19 protein-coding genes are annotated in these 24,628 nt (G+C 54.8%); 14 read left to right on the top strand and 5 right to left on the bottom strand.

Going from position 1 to position 24,628, the window contains the following annotated elements:
• The 13 genes from LNV09_RS15135 (at position 1) to LNV09_RS15195 (ending at position 16,413) form a co-directional block, all read left to right on the top strand.
• Positions 1-987 (top strand): XrtA-associated tyrosine autokinase, encoded by a 987-nt coding sequence (locus LNV09_RS15135; RefSeq protein WP_263557908.1) that lies wholly within the window; start codon positions 1-3, stop codon positions 985-987.
• Positions 944-2,602: a TIGR03016 family PEP-CTERM system-associated outer membrane protein gene (locus LNV09_RS15140; protein WP_263557909.1), complete on the top strand. Its 1,659-nt coding sequence runs from the start codon at positions 944-946 to the stop codon at positions 2,600-2,602. The genes LNV09_RS15135 and LNV09_RS15140 overlap by 44 nt, the downstream gene beginning before the upstream one ends.
• Positions 2,603-2,605: 3 nt before the next feature.
• Positions 2,606-3,673: an XrtA/PEP-CTERM system-associated ATPase gene (locus LNV09_RS15145; RefSeq protein ID WP_263557910.1), complete on the top strand. Its 1,068-nt coding sequence runs from the start codon at positions 2,606-2,608 to the stop codon at positions 3,671-3,673.
• Between the two features lie 71 nt (positions 3,674-3,744).
• Positions 3,745-4,638: an XrtA system polysaccharide deacetylase gene (locus LNV09_RS15150; RefSeq protein WP_411969293.1), complete on the top strand. Its 894-nt coding sequence runs from the start codon at positions 3,745-3,747 to the stop codon at positions 4,636-4,638.
• 12 nt (positions 4,639-4,650) lie between these two features.
• Positions 4,651-5,697: a FemAB family XrtA/PEP-CTERM system-associated protein gene (locus LNV09_RS15155; protein ID WP_263557911.1), complete on the top strand. Its 1,047-nt coding sequence runs from the start codon at positions 4,651-4,653 to the stop codon at positions 5,695-5,697.
• 13 nt (positions 5,698-5,710) lie between these two features.
• On the top strand, positions 5,711-6,928 hold the full coding sequence (locus LNV09_RS15160) for a TIGR03087 family PEP-CTERM/XrtA system glycosyltransferase (protein WP_263557912.1): 1,218 nt from the start codon (positions 5,711-5,713) through the stop codon (positions 6,926-6,928).
• Positions 6,929-6,936: 8 nt separating this feature from the next.
• On the top strand, positions 6,937-8,577 hold the full coding sequence (gene xrtA, locus LNV09_RS15165; protein ID WP_263557913.1) for an exosortase A: 1,641 nt from the start codon (positions 6,937-6,939) through the stop codon (positions 8,575-8,577).
• Complete coding sequence (locus tag LNV09_RS15170) at positions 8,574-9,728, top strand: TIGR03088 family PEP-CTERM/XrtA system glycosyltransferase (protein ID WP_263557914.1); 1,155 nt, start codon at positions 8,574-8,576, stop codon at positions 9,726-9,728. The genes xrtA and LNV09_RS15170 overlap by 4 nt, the downstream gene beginning before the upstream one ends.
• Before the next feature lie 22 nt (positions 9,729-9,750).
• On the top strand, positions 9,751-11,706 hold the full coding sequence (locus LNV09_RS15175) for an XrtA/PEP-CTERM system amidotransferase (RefSeq protein ID WP_263557915.1): 1,956 nt from the start codon (positions 9,751-9,753) through the stop codon (positions 11,704-11,706).
• 2 nt (positions 11,707-11,708) lie between these two features.
• Positions 11,709-12,947, top strand: coding sequence for a TIGR04063 family PEP-CTERM/XrtA system glycosyltransferase (locus tag LNV09_RS15180; RefSeq protein WP_263558128.1), 1,239 nt, complete (start codon positions 11,709-11,711; stop codon positions 12,945-12,947).
• Positions 12,928-14,175: a glycosyltransferase family 4 protein gene (locus tag LNV09_RS15185; RefSeq protein WP_263557916.1), complete on the top strand. Its 1,248-nt coding sequence runs from the start codon at positions 12,928-12,930 to the stop codon at positions 14,173-14,175. The genes LNV09_RS15180 and LNV09_RS15185 overlap by 20 nt, the downstream gene beginning before the upstream one ends.
• The gene (locus LNV09_RS15190) at positions 14,168-15,484 is read left to right on the top strand and encodes a putative O-glycosylation ligase, exosortase A system-associated (protein WP_263557917.1); all 1,317 of its coding nucleotides are present in this window, start codon (positions 14,168-14,170) and stop codon (positions 15,482-15,484) included. The genes LNV09_RS15185 and LNV09_RS15190 overlap by 8 nt, the downstream gene beginning before the upstream one ends.
• A complete protein-coding gene (locus LNV09_RS15195) occupies positions 15,484-16,413 on the top strand; it encodes a polysaccharide deacetylase family protein (RefSeq protein ID WP_263557918.1) in 930 nt (309 codons plus the stop codon). Before LNV09_RS15190 ends, LNV09_RS15195 begins: the two co-directional genes overlap by 1 nt.
• A 23-nt stretch (positions 16,414-16,436) precedes the next feature.
• On the opposite strand, the gene LNV09_RS15200 is transcribed toward LNV09_RS15195, so the two are convergent.
• On the bottom strand, positions 16,437-18,101 hold the full coding sequence (locus tag LNV09_RS15200; RefSeq protein ID WP_263557919.1) for an asparagine synthetase B family protein: 1,665 nt from the start codon (positions 18,099-18,101) through the stop codon (positions 16,437-16,439).
• A 164-nt stretch (positions 18,102-18,265) separates the two neighbouring features.
• Here LNV09_RS15200 and LNV09_RS15205 point away from each other — a divergent pair, with 164 nt between their 5' ends.
• Positions 18,266-19,510 (top strand): glycosyltransferase, encoded by a 1,245-nt coding sequence (locus LNV09_RS15205; RefSeq protein WP_263558129.1) that lies wholly within the window; start codon positions 18,266-18,268, stop codon positions 19,508-19,510.
• Here LNV09_RS15205 and LNV09_RS15210 read toward each other — a convergent pair.
• The 4 genes from LNV09_RS15210 to LNV09_RS15225 form a co-directional block, all read right to left on the bottom strand.
• Positions 19,507-20,949, bottom strand: a complete 1,443-nt coding sequence (locus tag LNV09_RS15210; RefSeq protein WP_263557920.1) for an oligosaccharide flippase family protein — start codon at positions 20,947-20,949, stop codon at positions 19,507-19,509. The genes LNV09_RS15205 and LNV09_RS15210 overlap by 4 nt on opposite strands.
• An 82-nt stretch (positions 20,950-21,031) precedes the next feature.
• The gene (locus LNV09_RS15215; RefSeq protein WP_263557921.1) at positions 21,032-22,102 is read right to left on the bottom strand and encodes a glycosyltransferase WbsX family protein; all 1,071 of its coding nucleotides are present in this window, start codon (positions 22,100-22,102) and stop codon (positions 21,032-21,034) included.
• A gap of 89 nt (positions 22,103-22,191) precedes the next feature.
• Entirely contained in the window at positions 22,192-23,346 is a 1,155-nt protein-coding gene (locus LNV09_RS15220; RefSeq protein WP_263557922.1) for a glycosyltransferase family protein, read from the bottom strand.
• Positions 23,343-24,587: a 3-deoxy-D-manno-octulosonic acid transferase gene (locus tag LNV09_RS15225; RefSeq protein WP_263557923.1), complete on the bottom strand. Its 1,245-nt coding sequence runs from the start codon at positions 24,585-24,587 to the stop codon at positions 23,343-23,345. Before LNV09_RS15225 ends, LNV09_RS15220 begins: the two co-directional genes overlap by 4 nt.
• Positions 24,588-24,628 lie beyond the last annotated feature (41 nt).

The following is a 24,628-nucleotide window of genomic DNA, read 5'->3' on the forward strand; positions in this document are numbered from 1 at the left end:
ATGACTAGCTTGATCGAACAAGCCGCGCGCAGGCTGGAGCAGTTGCGGCAAGCGGGTGCGGTGCTCCCCGAGGATTCAATCGGGTCAGTGGCTGCTGCAACTTCAATTGTGCAGATCGGGGACAAGACAATTCCTGCGGTCGAGGCAGCGCTCAACGCTGCCGACGCATCAGTGGCAGCCAAGCCAGCAGAGGCTGCTGAAACCCCTCAAGTTGTTTCCAAACGGGTGGAATTGGACTTGGATGCTTTGGCCGCGCAGGGATTCATTACGCCCAATGCAGAGCGCTCGCAGTTGGCCGACCAATATCGTGTGATCAAGCGGCCCTTGATCAAGAACGCGATGGGCAAGGGCGCAGCGTCGCTGAATCATGCCAACTTGATCATGGTGACCAGTGCTTTGGCAGGCGAGGGTAAGAGTTTCACTTCTTTGAATTTGGCTTTGAGTATTGCTGCCGAATTGGACAACACGGTCATGTTGGTGGACGCCGACGTCGCACGGCCTTCGATGTTGCGCATGTTGGGTTTACCGCAAGGTCCCGGTTTACTTGACGTGCTCGAGCAGAAATTTGATATGGCTGAGGTGATGCTTCGCACCAATGTCGACAAACTGACCTTGCTTCCCAGCGGTACGCCGCACCAGCGTGCGACGGAATTGCTGGCCAGTGACGCCATGAGCAATCTCTTGGACGATATGGCCAAGCGCTATCCGGACCGGATCATTATTTTTGATTCGCCGCCCTTGTTGCTGACCACAGAGTCACGCGTGTTGGCCTCTCATATGGGGCAAATCGTTGTCGTTGTGCGGGCTGAGAGCACCTCTCAATCCGCCGTTCAACAGGCCCTGGCTACCATTGAGGCTTGTCCACTCAAAATGATGGTGCTCAATCAAGCCAGTGGCAATGCCTCAGGCAGCTATGGTTATGGATACGGCTATGGCTATGGCTATGGCTACGGTGATGGGGACAGCGGTGAAGCTGCCAAGAGTTAGGGCGCTTGATGTTGAGGACTTGGCTGGGCCGCCCGCTGTGAGCCATGCGGCCACAGTGCTATCTCACGTGGTGGTGGTGGCTTTGGCTTTGGGTTCAGGTACGAGCTTTGCTCAATTGAGCGGGCTGGGTATTGGGGCTGCTGGGACTGGTGGGACTATAGGTGCCGATTCGGGCGGAGCAACTTCAAGCGCTGGCTTGCGGGTTCAACCGCGCATCAGCTTGACGCAGACCTGGACCGACAATCTAAGCCTCAATGACGCGGCCAAAGATGCTGCTTTGATCACGGTGCTTGCGCCCGGCATCAGCGTCAGCAGCAGTGCAGGGCGTTTGCGCGGCAGTCTTGATTATTCTCTCAATGGGCTGCTCTATACCAAGACCGATCGGCCGAATAATGTGCAGCAGACCTTGGCGGCGAACGGCACGCTTGAATTGATAGAGCGACGTCTTTTTGTTGATGCACGCGCAAGCTACGGCCAGCAGCAACAGTCTGCGTTTGGGCAACAGACCTCGACCGAGAACGCAATTCGAAACCCGAACAGCTCGGATGTTGCCAGCCTGACCGTTTCTCCGCGCCTGCTTGGACGCATGGGCAATATTGCTACTTATCAATTGAACGGGAGTGTGACCGAGACAAAGGTCAAGGATTCCAGCACCGGGGACTCCCGAGTAACAAGTCTCTCTTTCAACACCCAAGGCTTGGCCACAGGCCCCTTGAATTGGACAGCGTCGGCGACGACGCAGAATTCCAACTTTGATGCGGGCAAAGAGAACACCCGCACATCCGCCACCGGCGGATTGACTTATCGGCCTGATATTGACTGGACGGTTTCCGGCAATGCCGGTATCGAGCGGAGCGACTTGCAGTCCGGATTTAGTCAAACCGCTGCGACGTACGGCTTGAACGCGCAGTGGACGCCCACGCCGCGAACCTCGTTGCAGGGCAACTACCAAAGCCATGACTACGGCGACAGCCACACGATCAGTTTCGACCACCGTTTCCAACGCTCGTCGATCCGTTTTTCAGACAACAGTAGCGTGTCGCAGGGTTTCAACTCGCGGAGCGGTGGTCAGCAAAGCAACTACGATTTGTTTTACTTTCAGTTTGAAAGCCGAGAGCCGGATCCAATCAAGCGTGACTTGTTGGTCCGGCAGACCTTGCTGGAACTTGGTTTAAGCCCGGCTGCCCCTGCAAACTCTGGATTTGTGTCTTCGGCCCCTACTTTGCAGCGACGCCAAGAACTGTCGGGGTCCTGGCAGGGATTGCGTACGACGGTGACCACCACGCTCTCACAAAGCCGCAGCAGTCGAATTGGCGAGCAAGTTCCGGGCTCGGGCGACCTATCGAATTCTTCATTGGTACGCGAACGCAATGCAAGTGCAACTGTCGCCTACCGTTTGACGCCGACAAGCTCAACCAATTTGACCGTCACAGAACGCCAAATACGTGGCGACCTGTCAAGTCAATCCAGCACCTTGCGCACCATCAACGCAAGTTGGAACGGGCGTTTGGGCGAACGTGGTTCAGTCATTGTCGGCGCGCGCTACTCCTTGTTTGAAGGTCAACTTCCGTATCGAGAGAATGCCGTTTTCGCAACCTTGGTTCACCAGTTCTAGCCCATGTATGAAGCGTTTTACGGCCTGAGCAGCAAGCCATTTCAGCTCAGTCCAGACCCCAATTTTTATTTCGGCAGCAAGCAGCATCGGCGTGCCAAGGCCTATTTGGATTACGGTGTGCTACGCAATGACGGTTTCATTGTCATCACCGGCGAAATCGGCGCCGGCAAAACCACTTTGCTGCGCGGCTTGCTTGACAGCCTCAATCGCAGCAATGTGGTGATCGGCAATTTGGTCACGACTCAACTGGATGCGGAGGACACGCTGCGCATGGTGGGCTCGGCCTTTGGCGTGCGGGTCAAGGATCTGCCCAAGTCCGAGGTTTTGATGACTTTGGAGGCATTTTTCGTCAGCCAAACCAGTCAGGGCAAGCGCTGCTTGCTGATCGTTGATGAAGCGCAGAACTTGACCGCCCGGGCAGTTGAAGAGCTGCGCATGTTGTCCAACTTCCAGTTCAGCAATCAATCTTTGTTGCAGACCTTCTTGGTCGGGCAGCCTGAATTTCGCGGTATTTTGCAGCGCCCCGAAATGGAGCAGTTCCGCCAACGCGTGGCGGCGACTTGCCATATCGGCCCGCTCGACGAAGACGAGACGCAGCGCTATATCGAGCATCGCCTGAAGTGCGCCGGTAGCACCGGCAAACCAAGCTTTGCGGCCGACGCTTTCCCGGCCATCTTTAAGGCCAGCCAAGGCATACCGCGGCGTATCAACTCACTTTGCGATCGTTTGCTTTTGCTTGGTTTTATGGGGAACAAGAGCCATTTGGGCCTGGCAGAAGTGGAAGAAGCCCTGAGCGATATTGCCAAAGAGAGTGCGATACCAAACAAGCTGAGCGGGGCCGCCGGTGAGATGCTGACGGCCGCTGGCGAAGGCCAAAGCTACGAATTGGCGCGCCTGAAGTTGAGCACCGATGAAGTCAACAGCTTGTCAAACGATCTGGCTAAGCTCAGCCTAGGGCAGCAAGGAGACCGCCTGCAGCGTTTAGAGGCCAGTTTGATGAGGCTTGAGCAGATCAATTTGAAGACGCTGGAGCTGATGCAAAAGCTGGTGCAGTCGGTCAAGCAAGACTGAGTTGCTTTACCCGAGCAATGCAAGTTGCTGAAAATTCTGTAGACATAACTCGTTAGGCAAAGCTCTCCTTCATGTTGATGCAAACGTCAAATTCTCTGCTGCGCAATGCAATGACCATAGACGTGGAAGATTACTTCCAGGTCTCAGCTTTTGCACCATTTATCGCCAGGGATGAGTGGGATAGCCGCGAGTGCCGGGTCGAGCGCAATGTGGACAGACTTTTGGCACTGTTAGCACAAAGCAGTACCAAGGCCACGTTCTTTACATTGGGCTGGATCGCGGAGCGCTATCCGCAGATGGTGCGCCGCATCGTTGAACAAGGCCACGAACTGGCCAGTCATGGCTATGGGCATCAGCGCGTCAGCGATTTGACGCCGGCGAGCTTCGCGGAGGACATTGTGCGCACCAAGCATCTGCTGGAAGACCTCGGCGGACATCAAATCTTGGGTTACCGGGCGCCGAGTTTTTCAATCGGGGCGAGTAATTTGTGGGCCTTTGATACCTTGCTTGAGGCCGGCTATCAATACAGCTCCAGCGTTTACCCGATTCAACATGATCATTACGGCATGCCGGACTCGCCGCGCTTTGCCTATCCTGTGCGCGAGGGCTTGTTGGAAGTACCAGTAACGACCCTGCGCATGCTCAACAAGAATTTTCCGTCCAGTGGCGGTGGCTACTTTCGCTTGTTGCCCTATGCCTTGTCACGCTGGATGATAGGCAAGGTCAATAGGGTTGATCAGCAGTCAGCTGTTTTTTATTGCCATCCCTGGGAGATTGATGCCGAGCAGCCTCGTGTCGCTGGCATTGACGGCAAGACGCGCTTTCGGCACTACGTCAATATTGAGCGTACTCATGGGCGTATTGCGCGGCTGCTCGGTGACTTCCAATGGGGACGCATGGACGAGATTTTTCTGGGTCGCCGAGCCGAGGCTCTTGCTCCTGTTTCCACTCTAGCGACAGCCTGAGCGATTGCCCGCATGACGACTCCCTTAAAGATCAAGCGCCTGAGCGCTCAGGACTCAAGCGACTTCCCGCGCTGGGATGCCTTTGTGATGGCTTGCCCACAAGCCACGTTCTTTCACCGTGCCGGTTGGCTGCGCATGATCGAGCAGGTGTTCCGTCATCGTGGGTTTTTTCTGTATGCCGAACGTAACGGCTTCATCGAAGGCGTTTTGCCTTTGGCGCAGGTCAAGAGTCTGTTGTTCGGACACTCGCTGGTAGCCCTGCCATTTGCTGTCTATGGCGGTGTGGCTGCCGATACTGAAGACGCGGCCGTTGCCCTTGAGCAAGAGGCACAAGCCATCGCCAAACAGTTGGGCGTCGATCATCTGGAGTTTCGCAATATTGAGCCTCGCCACACTGACTGGCCGGCCCAGGATTTATATGTGACCTTCCGCAAGGAGATCTTTGCAGAGGAAGAGGCCAATATGTTGGCAATTCCCCGCAAAGCCAGGGCAGTGGTGCGCAAGGGCATCAAGAATGAGTTGATCAGCCACATCGATTCAGACGTGAACCGTTTTTTTGAACTCTACGCAAGCAATACCCACAGACATGGCACGCCCGCCATGCCCAAGCACTATTTCGCGGCACTGTTGGACGAATTCGGCTCCGATGCGGAGGTCTTGACCGTCACCGATGCGCAGGGCCGCCCGCTCAGTTCGGTGCTGAGTTTTTACTTCCGCGACGAAGTTTTGCCCTATTACGCCGGCGACGACGAAGCCGCGCGCGACCTGGCTGCCAATGACTTCAAGTTTTGGGAGCTGATGCGCCGCGCTTGTGCGCGTGGGCTCAAAGTCTTTGATTACGGCCGCAGCAAGCAGGGCACCGGCTCCTACGCTTTCAAAAAGAACTGGGGCTTTGAGCCCACGCCTTTGCATTACGAGTACTGCCTCTACAAGCGCGATGCCGTGCCGCAGAACAATCCGGCCAATGCCAAATACCAGCTCTTGATCAAGACTTGGCGAAAGCTACCCATAGGCGTAGCCAATTGGCTGGGGCCGATGGTTGTACGCAATCTGGGCTGAGCGCCAAGCATTCATGGCCAACATCCTCTATCTGGTGCATCGCCTGCCGTACCCGCCTAACAAGGGCGATAAGGTCCGGTCTTTCCATTTGCTCAAGCATTTGGCGGCCGAGCACAGGGTGTTTTTGGGTACCTTTGTCGACGATCCGGACGATCTGCAATACCTCGATACCGTGCGCGAGTATTGTGCGGACTTGCATGCGGTCCAATTGGATCCCAGGCGCGCGAAGTTGGCGTCAATTCGTGGTTTGCTGACGGGTGAAGCGCTTAGCCTGCCTTTTTACAGAGATGCAGGGATGAGCGCCTGGGTCAGGCAGATTTCCAAGACAGCAGCACTGGACGCGTCGGTGGTGTTTTCTTCAGCAATGGCTCAGTACGCCATGCAATTGCCCGATTTGCCCATGCTGGTCGATTTTGTGGACCTGGATTCCGCCAAATGGACGGATTACGCGCCCGATCATGTCTGGCCTATGTCCTGGCTGTATCGCCGCGAGGGGTGCAAACTGCTGGCTTTTGAGCAAGCTGTTGCCGAACGGGCTGCTGCTTCCTTCTTTGTCACTGACAAGGAGGTGGCGCTTTTCAGGCAGCAATCGCCGCGAACAAGTGCCCCGGTGCAGTCCTTGTGCAATGGGGTAGACGCCGACTTTTTCTCGCCCGATCTGGCGCGCCCCTCACCATTCCCGGCAGCACAAACCCCGCTGGTCTTTACCGGCGCTATGGATTACTGGCCCAATGTGGACGCCGTGACCTGGTTTGCCAACGAGATGTTGCCGGTGCTGCGACGCGATTGGCCGAATTTGCACTTTCACATCGTCGGACGCAGCCCAACCCAGGCCGTATTGGCCTTGGCCAGCAACTGTGTCAGTGTGACTGGCACGGTGCCGGACGTGCGACCTTATTTGCAACACGCTGCCGTCGTAGTGGCGCCCTTGCGTTTGGCACGGGGTATTCAAAACAAGATTTTGGAAGCGATGGCGATGGCGCGGCCGGTGGTCGCATCCAGCACCTGCGCGGAAGCAATCGACGGCGACGTGGGGCGCGATCTGATGGCCGCTACGGAGCCGAGCGACTTCGTCCGCGTGGTGGGCGAATTGCTGACACAGGCGAGCTTGGCTGACCGCGTCGGTGCGGCCGGCCGCGAATGTGTTCTTAAAAATTACAGTTGGTCGGCCCATTTGCTTGGCATCGATCAGCATTTAGACCGACTGACGCAGCGAGACCAAAAGGTTTGATGGCTTCCATGACTATTCCGCCAGCTTGGCGCCGAGCCCTACCAGCATTTTTTGTCTTGCTGGCGGTGGTGTTGCTGCTGTATCGCGATACGGCCTCGGCCATGGTTGAGATATGGAATCGCTCCGAAACCTTTGCACATGCTTTTGTCGTGCCACCGATCAGCATGTGGCTGATCTGGCGCCAGCGCAAAGTCCTGGCCAATCTGATCCCAAGCCCTTCGGGATGGTTCTGCCTGCCCCTGGCCGCGATGGCCTTGTTGTGGCTGCTTGGGGATTTGGCGGCCGTCAATTCAGCGACGCAACTGGCCCTGACGGCGATGCTAGTTTTGGTGGTGCCGGCCGCTTTAGGTTGGCCGGTCGCGCGGTCGATTGCTTTCCCCTTGGGTTTCTTGTTTTTTGCCGTGCCCATCGGCGAGTTCATGACGCCTCAGTTGATGGAGTGGACAGCCGACTTCACCGTCGCTGCTGTTCGCGCCAGCGGCATTCCGGTGTTCCGTGAAGGCCAGCAATTCGTCATTCCCAGCGGCAACTGGTCGGTGGTCGAGGCCTGCAGTGGGATTCGCTACTTGATGGCCTCGGTGATGGTGGGTACCTTGTTTGCCTACCTGAACTACCGCTCGCTGACACGTCGCTGGATCTTTGTCGGGGTTGCCATCGTTCTACCCCTGATCGCCAATTGGGTGCGCGCCTACCTGATCGTGATGCTGGGCCATTTCTCTGGTAACAAGCTTGCGACTGGTGCCGACCACCTCGTCTACGGTTGGGTGTTTTTTGGCATCATCATGATGTTGATGTTCATGATTGGTGCGCGTTGGTCTGAGCCGGATGCTGAGCCGCCGCAGGCTATTGGTGCAGCCGACCTGGCCTTATCGGCCGCGAGAGTGTCGGCTTGGTGGCCCTCTTGGGCAGCAATTGTGGTCGTTTTGCTGGCGCCACATCTGGCGCTCAAGGCACTCGTTTTGTCAGAAGGTCCAGCCGAGTTTGCGCTGGCTGCGCCTGAGATGAGCCATGGTGCATGGCAGCGCCAAACTGCGCTTGCGCCGCGATTCAAGCCGGTAATAGAAAACCCAAGTGCCGAGTGGCAGGGGAGCTTCCAACGCGAGCGTGCCGATGGCGCCTCCGCTCAGGCAGGCCAAGTCGGCCTGTATGTGGCTTACTTTCGCCAGCAAGATTACCAACGCAAGCTCATCAGTTCAAACCATGTCTTGGTCAATTCCAATGATGTCGATTGGGCCTTGGTGGCTTCTGGTACCGGCAGCCAAACCGTCGACGGGCAGACGCTGCCCATGCAAACGGCCGAATTGCGCCGTGCCGGTGGTGCAAGCCTGGGTGATGCAAGTTCTGTCAATGACAGGCTCAAGGTGTGGCGGATCTACTGGATCAATGGTCGACCGATGATCAGCGATTGGCAGGCCAAAGTGGTGGGCGCTGGCTATCGTTTGATAGGGCAGGGCGATGATGCAGCGATGTTGGTCCTTTATGCTGACAAGGCGGGCGGCGATGCGATGCTGCGCGCCTTTTTGCAAGACAACTGGGGCTATTTGGACGCGTGGTTGCGCAAGACCCGTGAGGCGGCGCGTGTCGGAGCGGTCGCTCCTCGCCTTGATTCGGCTATCAGCGCGGCCAGTTCTTCAGCTGCCCAGCCATGAGCGCGGATTTGCGTCCTTTGGTGGTGCATGTGATGTACCGTTTTGACACCGGAGGGCTGGAGAACGGGGTGGTCAATCTGATCAATCAGATGCCTGCCGGCGCCTATCGTCACGCGGTGCTGGCCTTGACCGAGGTGACCGATTTCCGCCTGCGCGTGCTGCGTGACGACGTAGAGTTCATCTCTCTGCACAAGCCGCCGGGCCATGGTTTTTGGCTCTACCCACAGCTCTACAAATTGTTCCGGCGCCTGCGTCCCGCTATTGTGCATAGCCGCAATCTGGCTGCGTTGGAAGTGCAGTTGCCGGCCTGGGCGGCCGGCGTGCCGGTACGGATTCATGGCGAGCATGGGCGGGACGTCAGTGACCTCGACGGCAGCAACCGCGCCCATCAGCGGGTGCGGCGGTTTTATCGCCCGTTTATCAGTCATTACATCGCCTTGTCGCGCGACTTGGCAGAGTACCTGAGAGCAGCCGTCCATGTGCCGGCGCCTCGCATCAGCCAGCTCTATAACGGCGTGGATACCGAACGTTTCCAGCCGGCGCCGGGTGGGACATGCCGGGTGGCAGGATGCCCCTTCGATCCAGCTGAACATTGGCTCGTCGGCACGGTCGGCCGCATGGCGACGGTCAAGGATCAGCCCATGTTGGCACGAGCCTTTGTGTTGGCCTTAAGCCAGGCCCCCGAGCTTCGTGAACGCTTGCGTCTGGTGATGGTGGGCGAGGGGCCATTGAGAGCGCAGGCGCAAACCTTGTTGGAAGATGCCGGCGTGGCCCACTTGAGCTGGTTGCCTGGTGAGCGCCAAGATGTGGCGGATATCATGCGCGGGCTACATTGCTTCGCGCTACCCTCACTGGCTGAAGGCATTTCGAATACGATTCTGGAAGCAATGGGGAGTGGCTTGCCGGTGATTGCAACTGATGTGGGCGGCAATGCCGATTTGGTGCAGCAAGGCCTGACCGGCTTACTGGTGCCGGCGGGTGATGAGCGCGCCATGGCGGCGGCCATTTTGAGCCTGGCCGGGCTGCCGCAACAGGCCGCGAGCATGGGGCGAGCCGGCCGAGCCCGAGTTCAAGCAAGCTTTAGCCTAGCGGCCATGGTGTCGACATATCAAGGCATCTACACGCGAGAACTACTCGGCCGCAGCCGATAACTTAAAGATTACAAAAGCGTCTATGTGCGGAATCACCGGTTTTTTTGACACCCGAGGCAAGCGAGATTTGAGTCGCTCGGTGCTGCAAGGTATGAACGACTCCCAGTTGCATCGGGGGCCTGATGAGGGCAGCTTGCACCTGGAGCCCGGTCTTGGTTTTGGTCACCGGCGTTTGTCCATCATCGATATCGCGACCGGGCAGCAACCGCTGTTCAATGAGGATGGTAGCGTTGTCGTGGTGTTCAACGGCGAGATTTACAACTACCAAACCTTGATCCCCGAGTTGCAGGCCCTGGGCCATGTCTTCCATACCAAGAGCGACACCGAAGTGATCGTCCACGCCTGGGAGGCCTGGGGAGAGGACTGCGTCAAACGCTTTCGTGGCATGTTTGCCTTTGCCTTGTGGGATCGCAATCAACAGTGCCTCTTCATTGCGCGTGACCGGCTGGGTGTCAAGCCCTTTTATTACGCCTTGTTGGATGACGGCAGCTTTTTGTTCGGCTCTGAACTGAAATCGCTGCTGGCATACCAAGACGGCAAGGGCGGCTTGCGCCGTGATATTGATCCGCTGGCGGTGGAGGAGTATTTCGCGCTTGGATATGTGGCCGAGCCACGCACGATCTTCAAGCAGGCCAAGAAACTGTCGCCCGGTCACACACTGGTGATACGCCGTGGCGAGAAAGTCGGCGAGCCACGCCGCTTTTGGGATGTTCGCTTCACCCTCGACGCCAAAATCGACGATCAGCAGGCCGGCGAGGAATTGATCGCCAAATTGAAGGAATCGATCCGCTTGCGCATGATTGCCGAAGTGCCGCTGGGGGCGTTTTTGTCTGGTGGCGTGGATTCGAGCGCGGTCGTGGCGATGATGGCCGAGCAGTCCAACGCACCGGTCAATACTTGTTCGATTGGCTTCGATGATCCGTCCTTCAATGAGTCTGCGTTCGCGCAGACGGTGGCCGACCGTTACCGAACCAATCATCGCCTTGAAATCGTCAAAAGCGATGATTTTGATTTGATCGACACGCTGGCGCGTCTGTATGACGAGCCGTATGCCGACAGCTCGGCCATTCCCACCTACCGAGTCTGCCAACTGGCGCGCAAGCATGTCACGGTCGCTTTGTCGGGTGACGGTGGCGACGAAACCTTTGGCGGCTACCGTCGCTACAAACTGCATTTGATGGAAGAGCGTATGCGCTCCGCCATGCCTTTGAGCCTGCGCAAGCCCTTGTTCGGCACGCTGGGCCAGCTCTATCCCAAGGCCGACTGGGCGCCACGGGTGTTTCGCGCCAAAACCACCTTCGAGGCGCTGGCGCGCAACTCGGTGCAGGCCTACTTTCACAGCATGTCACTGTTGCGCGATGCCGACCGCATGCGCTTGTACAGCAGCAGTTTCAAGTCGCAACTGGGGGGCTACACGGCCCGTGAAGTATTTGAGCGCCATGCGGCCAATGCCGGCACCGACGACCCGCTCGCCTTGATCCAGTACATCGACACCCACACCTATTTGGTCGGAGATATCAACACCAAGGTGGACCGAGCCAGCATGGCGCATTCCTTGGAAGTCCGTGAGCCGCTGATGGACCACGAGATCGTAGAGTGGCTGGCGACCCTGCCTTCATCGATGAAAATTCGCGGCGGAGAGACCAAATACCTGTTGAAAAAGGCCTTGGAGCCGCATTTGCCGCACGACATCATGTACCGGCCGAAGATGGGCTTCTCAGTCCCCTTGGCGCAGTGGTTCAGAGGCCCCTTGAAGGATAGGCTGCGCCAGTCGGTGTTGGGTTCACGCTTGGCTGACACCGGCATCTTCGATCCTACTTATTTGGCCCATCTGGTCCAAGCCCACCAGTCCGGCGCACGCGATTACAGCGCGCCCTTGTGGAGCTTGTTGATGTTTGATGCTTTCTTGGGACAAGTCATGGGCACCGACTCGTCGCGCGCGATCGATACACCAGTTGCTTTGGTGGCCGCGCTATGAATGTGCGCGTCCTCCATGTCCTGGATCATTCGATTCCGCTGCATAGCGGCTACACGTTTCGCACATTGAACCTGCTGCGCGAGCAACGCAAACTCGGTTGGGAGACCTTTCATTTGACCGGCCCCAAGCAGGGTCAGGCTTTGCAGACACCGGCCGACAAGGCTCAGCTCGAGCAAGAGGTCGATGGCTGGCATTTCTTCCGTACACCGGTGCCTGAGCTCGGGCCAAGCCTGCCGGGCTTGGGAGAGTTGCGCTTGATGCGGCAGTTGGAACAGCGTCTGCAAAGCGTGGTGGAGCAGATCAGACCGCAAATTTTGCATGCCCATTCGCCAGTCCTGAACGCACTTCCGGCCCTGCGGGTGGGGCGACGGATGGGCATTCCTGTGGTCTACGAAGTGCGGGCCTTTTGGGAAGATGCGGCCGTGGATCACGGAACAACGCAAGAAGGCAGCCTGCGCTACCGATTGACCCGGCGCATGGAGACTCATGCGCTCAAGCGGGCCGATCATGTCTTCACGATTTGCGAGGGACTGCGCGCTGACATCGTGGCGCGCGGTATCGCGCATGGCAAGGTCACGGTGATTCCGAATGCGGTTGATATCGACAACTTCGAACCCGGCGGACAAGCCGATGAAGGGCTGAAGGCGTCGTTGGGCTTGAGCGGGGCCGTCGTGCTCGGCTTTATTGGCTCCTTTTACGCTTATGAAGGGCTGGATTTGCTGCTCGACGCCTTGCCTCTGCTCTTGCAACACCGGTCTGATGTGCGGGTACTGCTGGTCGGCGGCGGCCCCCAGGAAGCGGCCTTGAAGGAACAAGCGCAGCGTCTGGGTATGCAGGACAAGGTCATCTTTACCGGCCGCGTGCCTCACACGGACGTCAACCGCTATTACGACCTGGTCGATGCCTTGGTCTACCCGCGCCATTCGATGCGCTTGACAGAATTGGTGACGCCGCTCAAGCCTCTGGAAGCCATGGCACAGGGGCGTTTGTTGGTGGCTTCCGATGTGGGCGGGCACCGCGAGTTGATTCAGCATGATCGTACCGGCATCTTGTTCAAGGCCGGCCAAGTGGACTCCTTGCTTGAATCTGTTTTGAGCTTGTTGGCACAACCTGAGCGTTGGGCCTCTTTGAGGGCGGCCGGGCGGCGGTTTGTTGAAGAGCAGCGCAACTGGCGCGTCAGCGTCAATAACTACCGGGCACCTTATGCGGACCTGCTAAAGCATGCAAAGCTCGGCCTCTAACCCCGTTCGCACCCTGCTTTTTTCCTCTCTGTACCCGAGCAGCGTGCGGCCCGGGCACGGTATTTTTGTTGAAACACGCCTGCGCGAATTGCTTGCCAGCGGGCAAGTTGAAACTCGTGTGGTGGCGCCGGTGCCTTGGTTTTTCTCCACCAACGCCCGCTACGGTGAATACGCCCGAATCGCCCGCACACCCAGGCGCGAAAAGTATCACGGCGTGGAGGTCCTGCATCCGCGCTATTTGCTGCTGCCCAAAGTGGGCATGAGCATGGCGCCGCTGGCGATGGCCTTGGGCGCCTTGCCGGCGCTGCGACAACTGCAGTCAGAGGGATTTGACTTCGACGTCATCGACGCCCATTACTACTATCCCGACGGAGTCGCAGCGACCTTGCTGGGCAAGTGGCTCAACAAGCCAGTGACCATTACCGCGCGGGGCACCGACCTGAATTTGATTCCGCAATACACCCTGCCGCGCCGCATGATGCAATGGGCGGCCTCGAAGGCAAGCGCGTCAATTGGCGTCTGCTCCGCCTTGATCGATGTGCTGCGCGGCTGGGGTGTGCCTGAAAGCCGCCTGCATGTGATGCGCAATGGCGTGGATCTGCAGAGGTTCCGGCCGCTTGACCAGAACAGTATGCGCCGTGAGCTCGGTGTGCAGGGAATGCCGCTGATGATCTCGGTCGGCTACTTGGTCGAACGCAAGGGTCACCATATCGCGATCGAGGCCTTGGCACATCTGCTACCGGAGTTTCCGCAGGCGCATCTGCTGATCGTCGGCGAAGGGGTCGAGCGTCAAAGCTTGCTGGATCTTGCCTCTCGACTAGGCCTAGCTTCGCACCTGACCTTTACCGGCGCATTGCCGAACGCCGAGCTATTGCGCTGGTACAGCGCCGCGGATCTGATGATTTTGGCCTCCAGCCGAGAGGGTTGGGCCAATGTGTTGCTCGAAGCGATGGCTTGTGGCACGCCGGTCGTGGCGACCCGCATATGGGGAACGCCCGAAGTGGTTGCCAACGACACGGCGGGTCGCCTGGTGGATGAGCGTGATGGTGAATGGTTTGCCCGAGCCATTGCGGACCTCCTGCGCGCGGGCGTGAATCGAGCGGCGGTGCGCGCTTACGCCGAGGGCTTTAGCTGGCAGAGCACTACCGACGCTCAACTGGCCTTGTTCCGCCGCTTTCAGTGCAAGGCTAAACCCGCAGAGAACATTGCAGGAGGCCCCGATGCGTGACTTGGTTTTGGTTGGGGCAATTCTTTGGGTGCTTTACCAAGCGGCACGGCATCCTTGGGTAGGCGTGTTGGGTTGGACCTGGCTCAGCACCATGAATCCGCACTCGCTCAGTTGGAATTTGGCCGGCATGCCGTTCGCGGCGGCGATGGCTGGTGTGACCCTGCTTGGTCTGGTGATAAGCCGGGACAAAAAGGATTATTCAATTTCCAGAGAAAATGGAATACTGATTATTTTTATGGTTTGGATGTGCATCACTCTGCCATTTTCATATTTTTTTGATGCGAGTTTCGGCCTATGGAATCGCGTGATGAAGATCGATTTAATGGTCTTGGTCGCGATGGTTTTACTGCATAGCCGCAAGCACATTATGGCCTTTGTCTGGGTGTTGGTCGGCTCGCTGGCTTTTTATGGCGTCAAGGGCGGTCTGTTTACCTTGTTGACCGGGGGGAGTTTTCGGGTTTGGGGTCCGGACGGCACGTATATCGAGGGTAATAATGAAATTGCCTTGGCCCTCGTGATGATCATCCCTTTGATGCGTTTCTTGCAATTGACAGCAACAAATAAGTGGATACAACGGGCTATGACAGTATCGATGGTGCTGTGCGCGGCGGCAGCACTTGGTAGCCAATCCCGCGGAGCTTTGCTGGCAATCTCAGCGATGGTGGCGATGATGTGGTGGCGCGGGAATCAGAAACTTTCGATGGGCTTGGTCTTCTTGGTGATGGGCGCGGCGCTGATAATTTTCATGCCGGATTCTTGGACAGACCGGATGTCAACAATCAAGACCTATGATGATGACAGTTCGGTGACGGGTCGGTTTAATGCTTGGTGGATGGCCTATAACCTGGCGAAAAGCAATTTTTTTGGCGGTGGGTTCGCAGTCTCAACGGCCTCATTGTTTGCAATGTACGCGCCCAACCCAATTGATGTGCATGCTGCTCATAGTATTTATTTCATGGTTCTCGGTGAACATGGTTTTGTGGGGTTGTTCTTATTTTTGTTGATGTGGGTGTTCGTTTGGTTTTCAGCCGGCAGATTGCGTTTGCAGGGTCGCTTGAAACCTGAGACACAATGGCTTTCGCATTTGGGTGCTATGTGCCAGGTCAGTTTGGTTGGATATCTGGTGGGCGGCGCATTTCTTAGTTTGTCTTACTATGATTTGCCCTACAATATTATGATACTTGTGGTGCTGGGCTGTCGCTGGATGGATGGGGAATATTGGTTGCAGGAATCGGCTGATACGGGCGCCAAAGGAATTTCTTCCAGCACAGCGCAGAAAATAAAGAGCGAGAATTTAAAATTATGCTGATGCGGGCGGGCCTCGATATATTTTCGCCGGGCGGAAAGAATGCGCGTTTATCAATATTGATATTTCATCGCGTATTGCCTGTCGCCGACCCTATTTTTCCGGAGGAAATGCATGCGCAACGCTTTGATCAAGTCTGTGCTTGGTTGAGGCGGTGGTTTAATGTGTTGCCTATGGATGTTGCAGTTGAACGATTCCGCAATAATACGTTGCCCAAACGGGCTTGTTGCATAAGCTTTGATGACGGATATGCCGATAATTTAGAGGTCGCTGCACCTATATTGAAAAAGCATCAGCTGAGCGCCACATTTTTCATCGCGACAGGATACTTGGGGGGCGGGCGGATGTGGAATGATACGGTTATCGAGTCAATCAGGTCTTGCAGCTTGGAAGCAATTAATTTTCCCAAGATAGGTGACTTTGAAATAAACACGGCTGCGCAGCGAAGGCGTGCCATCGATACCATCATCGGAAAAGTTAAATACTTAACCCCTGAGCAACGCCTGACCGCGACAGAGGAAATTGCAGCCATCGCCGGCGTGCAGGCGCCTGATTCGCTGATGATGACAGCGGATCAGGTGCGAGCGATGCGTGACTTGGGTATGCAAATTGGCGCCCATACGAGCATGCATCCCATATTGAGCAAAATTAGCCTACAACAAGCCGAGCAAGAGATATGTGCCGGCCGAGACTATTTGCAAGATCTGCTAGGTAGCCGAGTTGGACTATTTGCATACCCGAACGGAAAACCCGGTGAGGATTACGGACCTGAACATGCGGCGTTGGTCCGGGAACTCGGTTTTGATGCGGCCGTCAGCACGGCTTGGGGCGCCGCAGACCTGCACAGCGACGTCTACCAATTGCCGCGTTTCACGCCTTGGGATCAATCAAAGTTCAGATTCGGTGCTAGGTTATTGCGCAATCTGATGTGAAGTTCCGTCAGCGGAACTTCACATCAGATCTTATAAGCAGGGGCATGAGCGCGCAGCCAATTTTCGAGCATCATTAGAATCCAAACTTTCTCGCCATAATAAGCGGGGTGCTCTCGCAACTTCTGGGTCATTAATGCCTTAATGAAATCAGGTCGAACAATGCCGCGCTCCGACAGGGTATGCAAAGAATCACGGGCTAACTCAAAAAGCGAAGGATTTTTGCCTAACCAAACCCCAAACGGCAAGCCAAACCCCTGTTTTTTCTTCACCAGAATTTCATCCGGCAAAAAACCTCGTAAAGCCTCCTTGAAGAACCAACGAAGTTTCAGGCCTTTCAATTTGTAGGCGTCAGGTAACTGTAGGGAAAAATCCAATAATGCGGTGTTGAGCATAGGAAAGCCGACATCGATACCGGCCAACTTGGTGGTCTCTCGAACTTTCGGCAAATCACTTTCTCCAAGGGTGTATCGCCAATCGAATGCCAAAGTTTTATTCAACTCACTGGCTGAACCGACGCTGTCCCAAACTGATTGTTGATGTTTTGCCGGTCCTTCTGCATCCACCAAGGCTAAAAATCCTGGGGTCAGCACTTCAGCAATTCCGAGTCGCAACAACAAGTTGTACATTTGGAGACGGGCCGGCATTGCCACGCTGGCTTGGCTGACATAGCTATGCCCTTTGGAAAACAATGGAGTCCCTTGAGCCCATCGAGAAGAGAACATGGGGTCAAGTGCGCCCTGGCGTAGCGCCGCGGGAATAAATTGCCACCAAGAAAAAATGCGTTGCTTGGCGTAGCGGGTATTTCCGCCAAATAGCTCATCACCACCATCACCGGCAAGGATACGGCTCACGCCGTCTTGCTGCGCCATGCGGGCACAGTAGTAGGCTGGCAAAGCAGATGAATTCCCGAAGGGTTGATCATAATGGGCTGCAACCTGCGGAATTGCCTTCACCAAGTCTCCAGGCGTCACATAGTATTCGTGATGGTCAGTTTGGAAATGTTTACTGGCGAGCCTTGCGTATTCCATTTCATCATAGCCTTCGGCTTCGAAGCCAATGGAATATGTAGCCGGGCGCATGCCGCTGGCTTTTCGAATCATTCCGGCAACTGTTGAGCTGTCAGTGCCTCCACTTAGGAAGCAGGCAGGTTTGCTGCCTTTCAACTCCGTCTGAACGGCACTCTCTAACAAATCAAGAAATTCTGACTTCAATACATCAAAATTCGCATCGATTTGGGGCGTGAATTTTGGTGTCCAGTAAGGCTGGATGTTTAGCAGGCCTTGCTTGAATGTTGCAAAATGACCTGGCGGTAGCCTGAATACATTCTTGTAAATCGTTCGTGGCGATGGAATGCAGTGAAAGTACAGATAGTCGAAAATAGCTTGTGCGTCAATTTCTGATTCATCCGCCAGTTCATCAGCACGTCCGGCAAATCGAATTTTTGCATCGTCAATTCGATAGCAAATTGTCTCGACCGCAAAACGATCAACAGCCAACAGTGCAGAACCATCTTCGACTTGCAATCCAATCGCGAAGGGCCCACTTATGGCTGTTAAGGCATCAGCTGGGTTGTCGCGCAGCGCCATCCGCCAAGCTGCTTCAATGCCGTTTGTTCGAGCTAACACGTTCAGGTTTTGCTCTGCAAATTGCGGATCACCAGAAAAAATGGAAATATTTGTGACGATCATGTGATTGAGTGTGTATGGGAAAGTCGCAGGCAAGCGCAGCCACCGTGGCATTCAAATCGTAAACATATAATGTAGCTCATTGACGGCGGCTCAGAATATGCCTGCTGCTATTTGGCCAATCCGAGCCGAATTTTTAACAGTTGGAAGGAACAGCTTTGAAGCAAGTGTTGATGGTTGCCTATCATTTCCCGCCGCTGTCAGGGAGCAGCGGCATTCAACGGACGCTGCGATTTGTTCAGCAGCTTCCGGCTATGGGTTGGAATCCCTTGGTGCTGACTGCACACCAACGGGCATATGAGCACATCAGCAATGACTTGTTGAAGGAGGTGCCAATTGACACCTTGGTCGTGCGTGCTCAGGCTTGGGATACTGCTAGACATCTGAACTTGGCCGGGCGTTACCTCAGCGCGATGGCGCGTCCGGACCGGTGGGTGTCCTGGCAGTTCGACGCCATCCGAAAAGGCATGCAAATGGTCGTGGATCACAAGCCTGACCTGATATGGTCAACCTATCCGATAGCCACTGCACATTTGATTGCATCAAAACTGAGCGAGAAGGCGAAAATCCCTTGGGTGGCTGACTTCAGGGATCCGATGGCGCAAGTTGGATACCCAGCTGATCCGAAAACTTGGCAGAGTTATACCGATATAGAGGGTTCAGCCGCAGCTCGGGCAAAATTTTGCGTATTTACCACGCCGGGCGCAGCGTCGAGTTATGCCAAGAAATTTCCTTCAGCAAAAAACAAAATCTTAGTGCTTGAAAATGGTTTTGATGAAGAAAGCTTTTTGGCGGCTGAAGCTATGCCGCGGGTAAGCAAAAAATCGCAGCAAAGCAAAGGTCCGATCGTATTGCTGCACAGCGGAATTGTTTACCCAGCCGAGCGTGATCCGACGCAGTTCTTTCAAGCGCTGGCGAATTTATTGACGCGCGGCGTGATTTCAAAGGAAAGGCTGAAAGTTCGTTTCCGAGCGGCGGTTCACCGCGAGGCCATTGAAAACGTGGCAAAAACCTACAAGGTATTGGATTTACTGGAATTCGAGCCGGCTATTCCTTATGTGGAAGCTCTGCAAGAAATGATGAGCGTGGACGCGCTTTTGGTCATGCAGGGGCGCGGATGCAATGCTCAAATTCCTGCAAAAATATATGAGTATTTGCGCGCCGGTAAACCAATCATTGGCTTGACCGATCCGGCCGGTGATACAGCGTCTGTTCTGTTAAATGCCGGCTTGACACACTTGGCTGAACTAGACTCAGTAACGAATATAGAACGAGTGCTGTCGGGATTTCTGGACAGTCTCGGCAAAGGAACAGCACCCTTGCCGCAAGCCAGCGCCGTTAAAAACGCCACGCGCTCAAGCCGATCCCGGCAGCTGGCTGTGATCTTCGATGAAGTCTTGGCCTTGCGTTAAACAGTTTTTAGCTTTCTTTTGAGCCATGACACACCGACCGAAAATTCATTTTTGATCGTATGTGACGAGAGATGAATTGCGGCAGCCCATGAAATCAACAGGACGGTCATGCCCCCCACCAGGCGCCAGAGTCCTTGCCAGTTTTCTGTAGCAATAGAAAAACCATAGATTGAAACCACGCATGCTGCGCAGACTATGGCGCTAGGCAGCAGCGCTTTAAGGAATGCCAGGCTTGAATAGCCGAGGGCATTTTTCAAAGTACGATGGAAATAAATCAGCGCGAGTGGCGTTCCTATCAGTGAAGCCAGGGCGAGGTTTTGTGAGCCCGCGAGCAACACACCGCTTAGCGCGCTCACCACCAAAACAAGTTCCACTAATTCGCCTTTTAAAACATCTTTGGTATTGCCGACTGCGAGCAATGCCTGCGTCCAGAGCCAAAACGGACTCGTAAAAATACCAAGGATGCCCAAGAGGCGCAGCATCGGTGCAGCAAAATCCCATTGTGATCCATACATGAAATGTAGAATCTCCAGAGGGAATATAATGGAAAATGCGCAGAGCGGCCAAGCAATACCCGTCATCAGTGCAATCGCCCGCAGATAAACGCCCGACGGGTCTTCGTTATGGCGGTGCGCTTTCGCCAGAACAGGTAGTGCGACCGGGCCGGCGATACCCATCAGCAGTGCACCTATGTGCTCTGTAACAGACTTGGCTTTGTTGTAATAGGCCACGGAAGTTAAATCAGCGACCCGGCCGCCTATGATTTCTATGACACCACGGTTGACTTGACCTAAAACTGTACCCGATGTGGTTTGTGCCCCAAATTTCGCAATTTCGCCGAGTCCACGGAAATTGACTTTCCAACTGTACTGTTTTGGCCGGTAATAACTTGCGCACAGCGCCGTGCTCACGGTTGACGTCATTATTCCCAGCGCCAAACTGATTGGCCCCAAGCCGGCCGACGCGAGTGCTATTGCAATGACCAAACCTGCCACGGCGCTGACCTGGTTAATAATAGCGCGCTCTTTGAATTTCATCTCTCGCCGCAACAAGGCCAAAGTATTAGAGCCGAAGGGGATGAGGAAAAAATTCAAGCCCAACACGGCGAGGATCAACCCAACGTCCTTTGACTTGTAGAAAGTCGCCGCTGGCCAGGACATTATCAAGGTAATAAATCCGAAGGCGAACGCCATCAACAAAGTCAATCCAAAAACTCTGCCAAGGGTTTGTGGATCGACTTGTTTGCATTGGACGATGTAGGTGCTGGTGCCAAAATCTCTGAACTGTTGAGTTAACCCGACAATTGCAGCAGCTACTGAGTACGCGCCCAGTTCCGAGGGCGTCAGCAGCCGAGCAATGACCATTGAAAATCCAATGTTCAGTGCGGTCAGGCTGTTGGCTGAGAGAGCCGTGAAGAAAAGCGATTTTCGGATGGACATGCGTAGCTTATAGCTTTATTTGGTATTCAATTGGTGTTGCCGTGAATTATTAAATTTGTATTTTTGTTTAACACATGTTTCGCTATTTTACTGCTTTGCGTATCTCTTCAAGAAATTGAGTGCCGGTGATTTTGTCAGGCTCAACATAATTCCCTTCGGCCCATTCATTCCAAGACTTCAAGAAAATAAGGCGATGATCCGCTGACCGCTCAGCAACCATTGCTTGAGCTGCTCGAAGTTGCTTGCCAAATACCTCGGGGCTGGCGTTATGCATCACCAAGCCTTTGCTGCCATGCCTGGCGCTTGTATCCCAGTTGGGATAGACGGTGGGGTAGCTCTGCCCGGCTTTGGGCTCATCAAAAACGGGTTTGCTAAGAACTTCGGCATAAGGGTAAATGGTTGGTCTACCCAATAATTTCTGCATCTTGTGCCGCATCCACCGCATGGGCTCGCGCAGGGAAACCCATGGCCGGGTGTCGGGGAGGCGGTGAGCGACGCTGGCGTCGAAGCCGTGCTGGATGGGCTCCCAAAGAATATTTCGGTGATTGACGCCGATAAAATAGATGCCGGGAAGTCCGGCTTCTTTGGCCAATGTTTGCCACTGTAAAACAAAGGCGCTTAATTCTGGTATTTTCATGGGACGGTAGACCAGGAAAACTGGCTTGCCATCGATGCGTATATAGCGCTTGTCTTGAAAAGCAGGCAAGAGGGCACGGAAATGATTCGCGTGTTCCTCGGGTCCAGGGTACGTCTGTTCCATGATGATTTGATCGGGCCTACCGACCCAAACACCACTCCAGGACTCATTTGCCCAGCACAGACAAAATGGGAAATCGGGCTTTCCGGTCGCCAAGACTTCGGTGAACGGGCGTTCGAGTAGGCGGCTTCCGGCGAACCAGTAATGGTAATAACAAAAACCTTCGATGCCAAACTCTCGGGCCAACTCAGCTTGCGCCTCTCTTGTTTCCGGTAGACGCAAATCATAGTAACCAAGATCAGCGGGTAATTTTGGCTGATAGTGGCCGGGAAAGAGCGGCTTCGCCTTCACGACGTTATTCCACTCTGTGAATCCTTTTCCCCACATGCCATCATTCTCTGGAATGGGATGGTATTGTGGTAAATACATGGCGATGACGCGGGTTTTGTTGGTCATGGTAATGTCGTTTGATTTTCTTTGAATTGCTGCCGAAGCGGTGTATTTTGGTTGAGTGCTTCGCGTCAGATTTATTATATTTTTATTTTTTACTTATATTTTCGAAGTAACTGACCTATGGCGTACTTGCTATTCGTCCACCACTGTGGGGGCAATTCCGGCCAACTGGCATGTCGAGCCTGCCAGACCTGATCGTGATGAGTCTGCGTCCGATAGCTTGCAACTGGACTCTCATCGAAGCGATGGCTGAAGGCCTTGCTGGGCTGCTCAATAACAGCCTGATAGGCTGTTATGAAATGTGTGGCCATTTGCGCTGGTGACCAATACTGATCCATCCACTGCTTTGACTGGGTGCCAATTGCGCGCGCCAGATCCGGCTGAAGTGCAAAGTAATCCAAAATGCTTGAAAGGTGTTCAAGCCGGACGTCGAGAGCCGGAAAATCATCGCGTCCAAGCAATTCGCCCAGGGTTGTTTTGGTCCTGTCGTCAATATGGCAGAGCGTAGCACAGCCCTGGGCCAATGATTCCAGCGTATTAAGGTGGTAACTGCCGGTAACTAAGTCATCAATAAATAGATCGCAGTTCGATTTACGCTCTATACATTGAGCGTGCGGCACCTGCGTGATCAGATCCAATTCGACCGCTGTTCCGCGTTTGCGAAGTTGACTGATTGTACGGTTCAGCACCCGAACTGTTTCGGGATAACCTTTGGTATCCCAGCGGCTGCTGCGTGCGGACCTGAAATTGCTGGGGGCGTAGCCAACGCGAAGTGGTAAACCGATGCGAGATCTTGCCGGCAAGGCCGCTGAGACTAAATTTGGAACAACACGTGCAGTGGGAAAATAGCGCTCCTGATACTGCGCGACCACCAGCTTAGGCAGGGGACAGGTGGCCAAGGCTTGTTCAGTTTGGCCCATATAATTGGCGATCAATTTTGGGTTTGAATGAAAATGCCGCACCATCGGCTTGCCGCTGTTCCAAAGCTCCCGGAAATTCAAACCCGGAAAATCTTTACAATCTAGGTCTATATAATTGTGCAAATGCAAAATATCTGCAGATTTCGCAAAACTTAAGACTTCTTCTAAGTTGTTCTCCCAGCGCCAATCAAGTGAAAAACTGAGACCGCTGTAATTGTCCGGCTTGAGAACCACCCAACGCGCATCAATGCCGTGCTGCTGAATTGCTTGGCAAATTTGTCCGGGGGCGCCTACCAAGGGTGTATGCGAAAGGTGAAGCACTTTCATCGTGCTCGACTTCCGCTAATTGCCTGGGCGACAAATTGCTGACAGAGTATCGATGCGCCGGTTAAGTGGCTGATGGTCTTGCTGATATTTTGCGAGGACGCCGGGCCGCGTTCAATCGACGCCAGCCAATGCGTGCAGAGTGTCGCTGCATCATCCGCGACATTCAGCAGTGCTGCAGCCTGGGTCAGGCTAAATACAGGAAAGCTCGGGTAGCTGTCATTCCAATTTGGCCGAACTGTTACTGGTTTTCCCAACGAGATTGGTTCTAACACATTGTGGTCACGCCCGACATGGGCTATTTGTGCTCGTCCATAAAAATCATGTAATTCTCCCATGGTATCCAGGATCAGCAGTTGGATTGAGTCCGGAACAGCTTGATCACCGTCGACATGCCTGCTGCGATAGTTCAACTTCCTGCTTTGCGCGGCGCTGAACAATGATTGCATGGCGTCGTTGTTCTCTGGGTGGCGGGGTGCGAGGATTAACAGCGATTGCGGGTTATGGCCCAGCAGGGACACAAAAGCGTCAAGTACCAGCTCCAGTTCACTACTCTCCGTCACACAACCCGCCACTAAAACAGGCCGGCCGGACAGTTCAATGGATTGAAGAATATGTGGGCTTCGGGTAGCCCCCCAGGGGCGGACGACACCCGCCAAGGCATCAAACTTGATATTGCCAGTGATATGGACATTGACTGGATTTGCGCCGGCTTGCGTCAAAATCTTGGCCACTGCCGCGGTTTGTACGCACAGCACATCGATCAGCTGAAGATAGCTGCGGCCCAATAGAGTTCTTTCTACCAGATCAATTCGGCAACTTGCCTCGTAGCCATATATCCAGCCATTGATCAGCGCAATGACGGCACCAGCTCGTTTCGCCTGTAGCAAGTAGGCGAAAGGTAATCTGCAAGGTGCGTCCGACGGCAAACAGGGGATTTCCGCAATGATGAATAGTTCTGGCGGATATTGCTGCGAAAGCTCTCGTGCTTGCTTGCTGCTCGCGCCAATTTCAATCACCTGGGCTGTGGGATATTGCGCGAGATAGGCCGCTCGGTAAATATTTCTATCGGTCAGCAATATCAACTGGAGTTGCGGATGCTGTTCGATCAATTGCCGCAGAAAGGGCGCAATAGCGTTGAGCTCACCAATCGTGGAGACAAATACCCAAAGCGCGGCCATAGGCTCGCTGTTTGCAAGGCTTTGTGAGCGCGTCTCTGGAGCTGAACTCAAGCGCTCGAGCACGCTGAAACCTAGCCATCTGAGCTGGATTGAAATTCTCGTTG

The organism is Paucibacter sp. B2R-40 (assembly GCF_025717555.1).
In the GTDB taxonomy this organism is placed as follows: domain Bacteria; phylum Pseudomonadota; class Gammaproteobacteria; order Burkholderiales; family Burkholderiaceae_C; genus Paucibacter_A.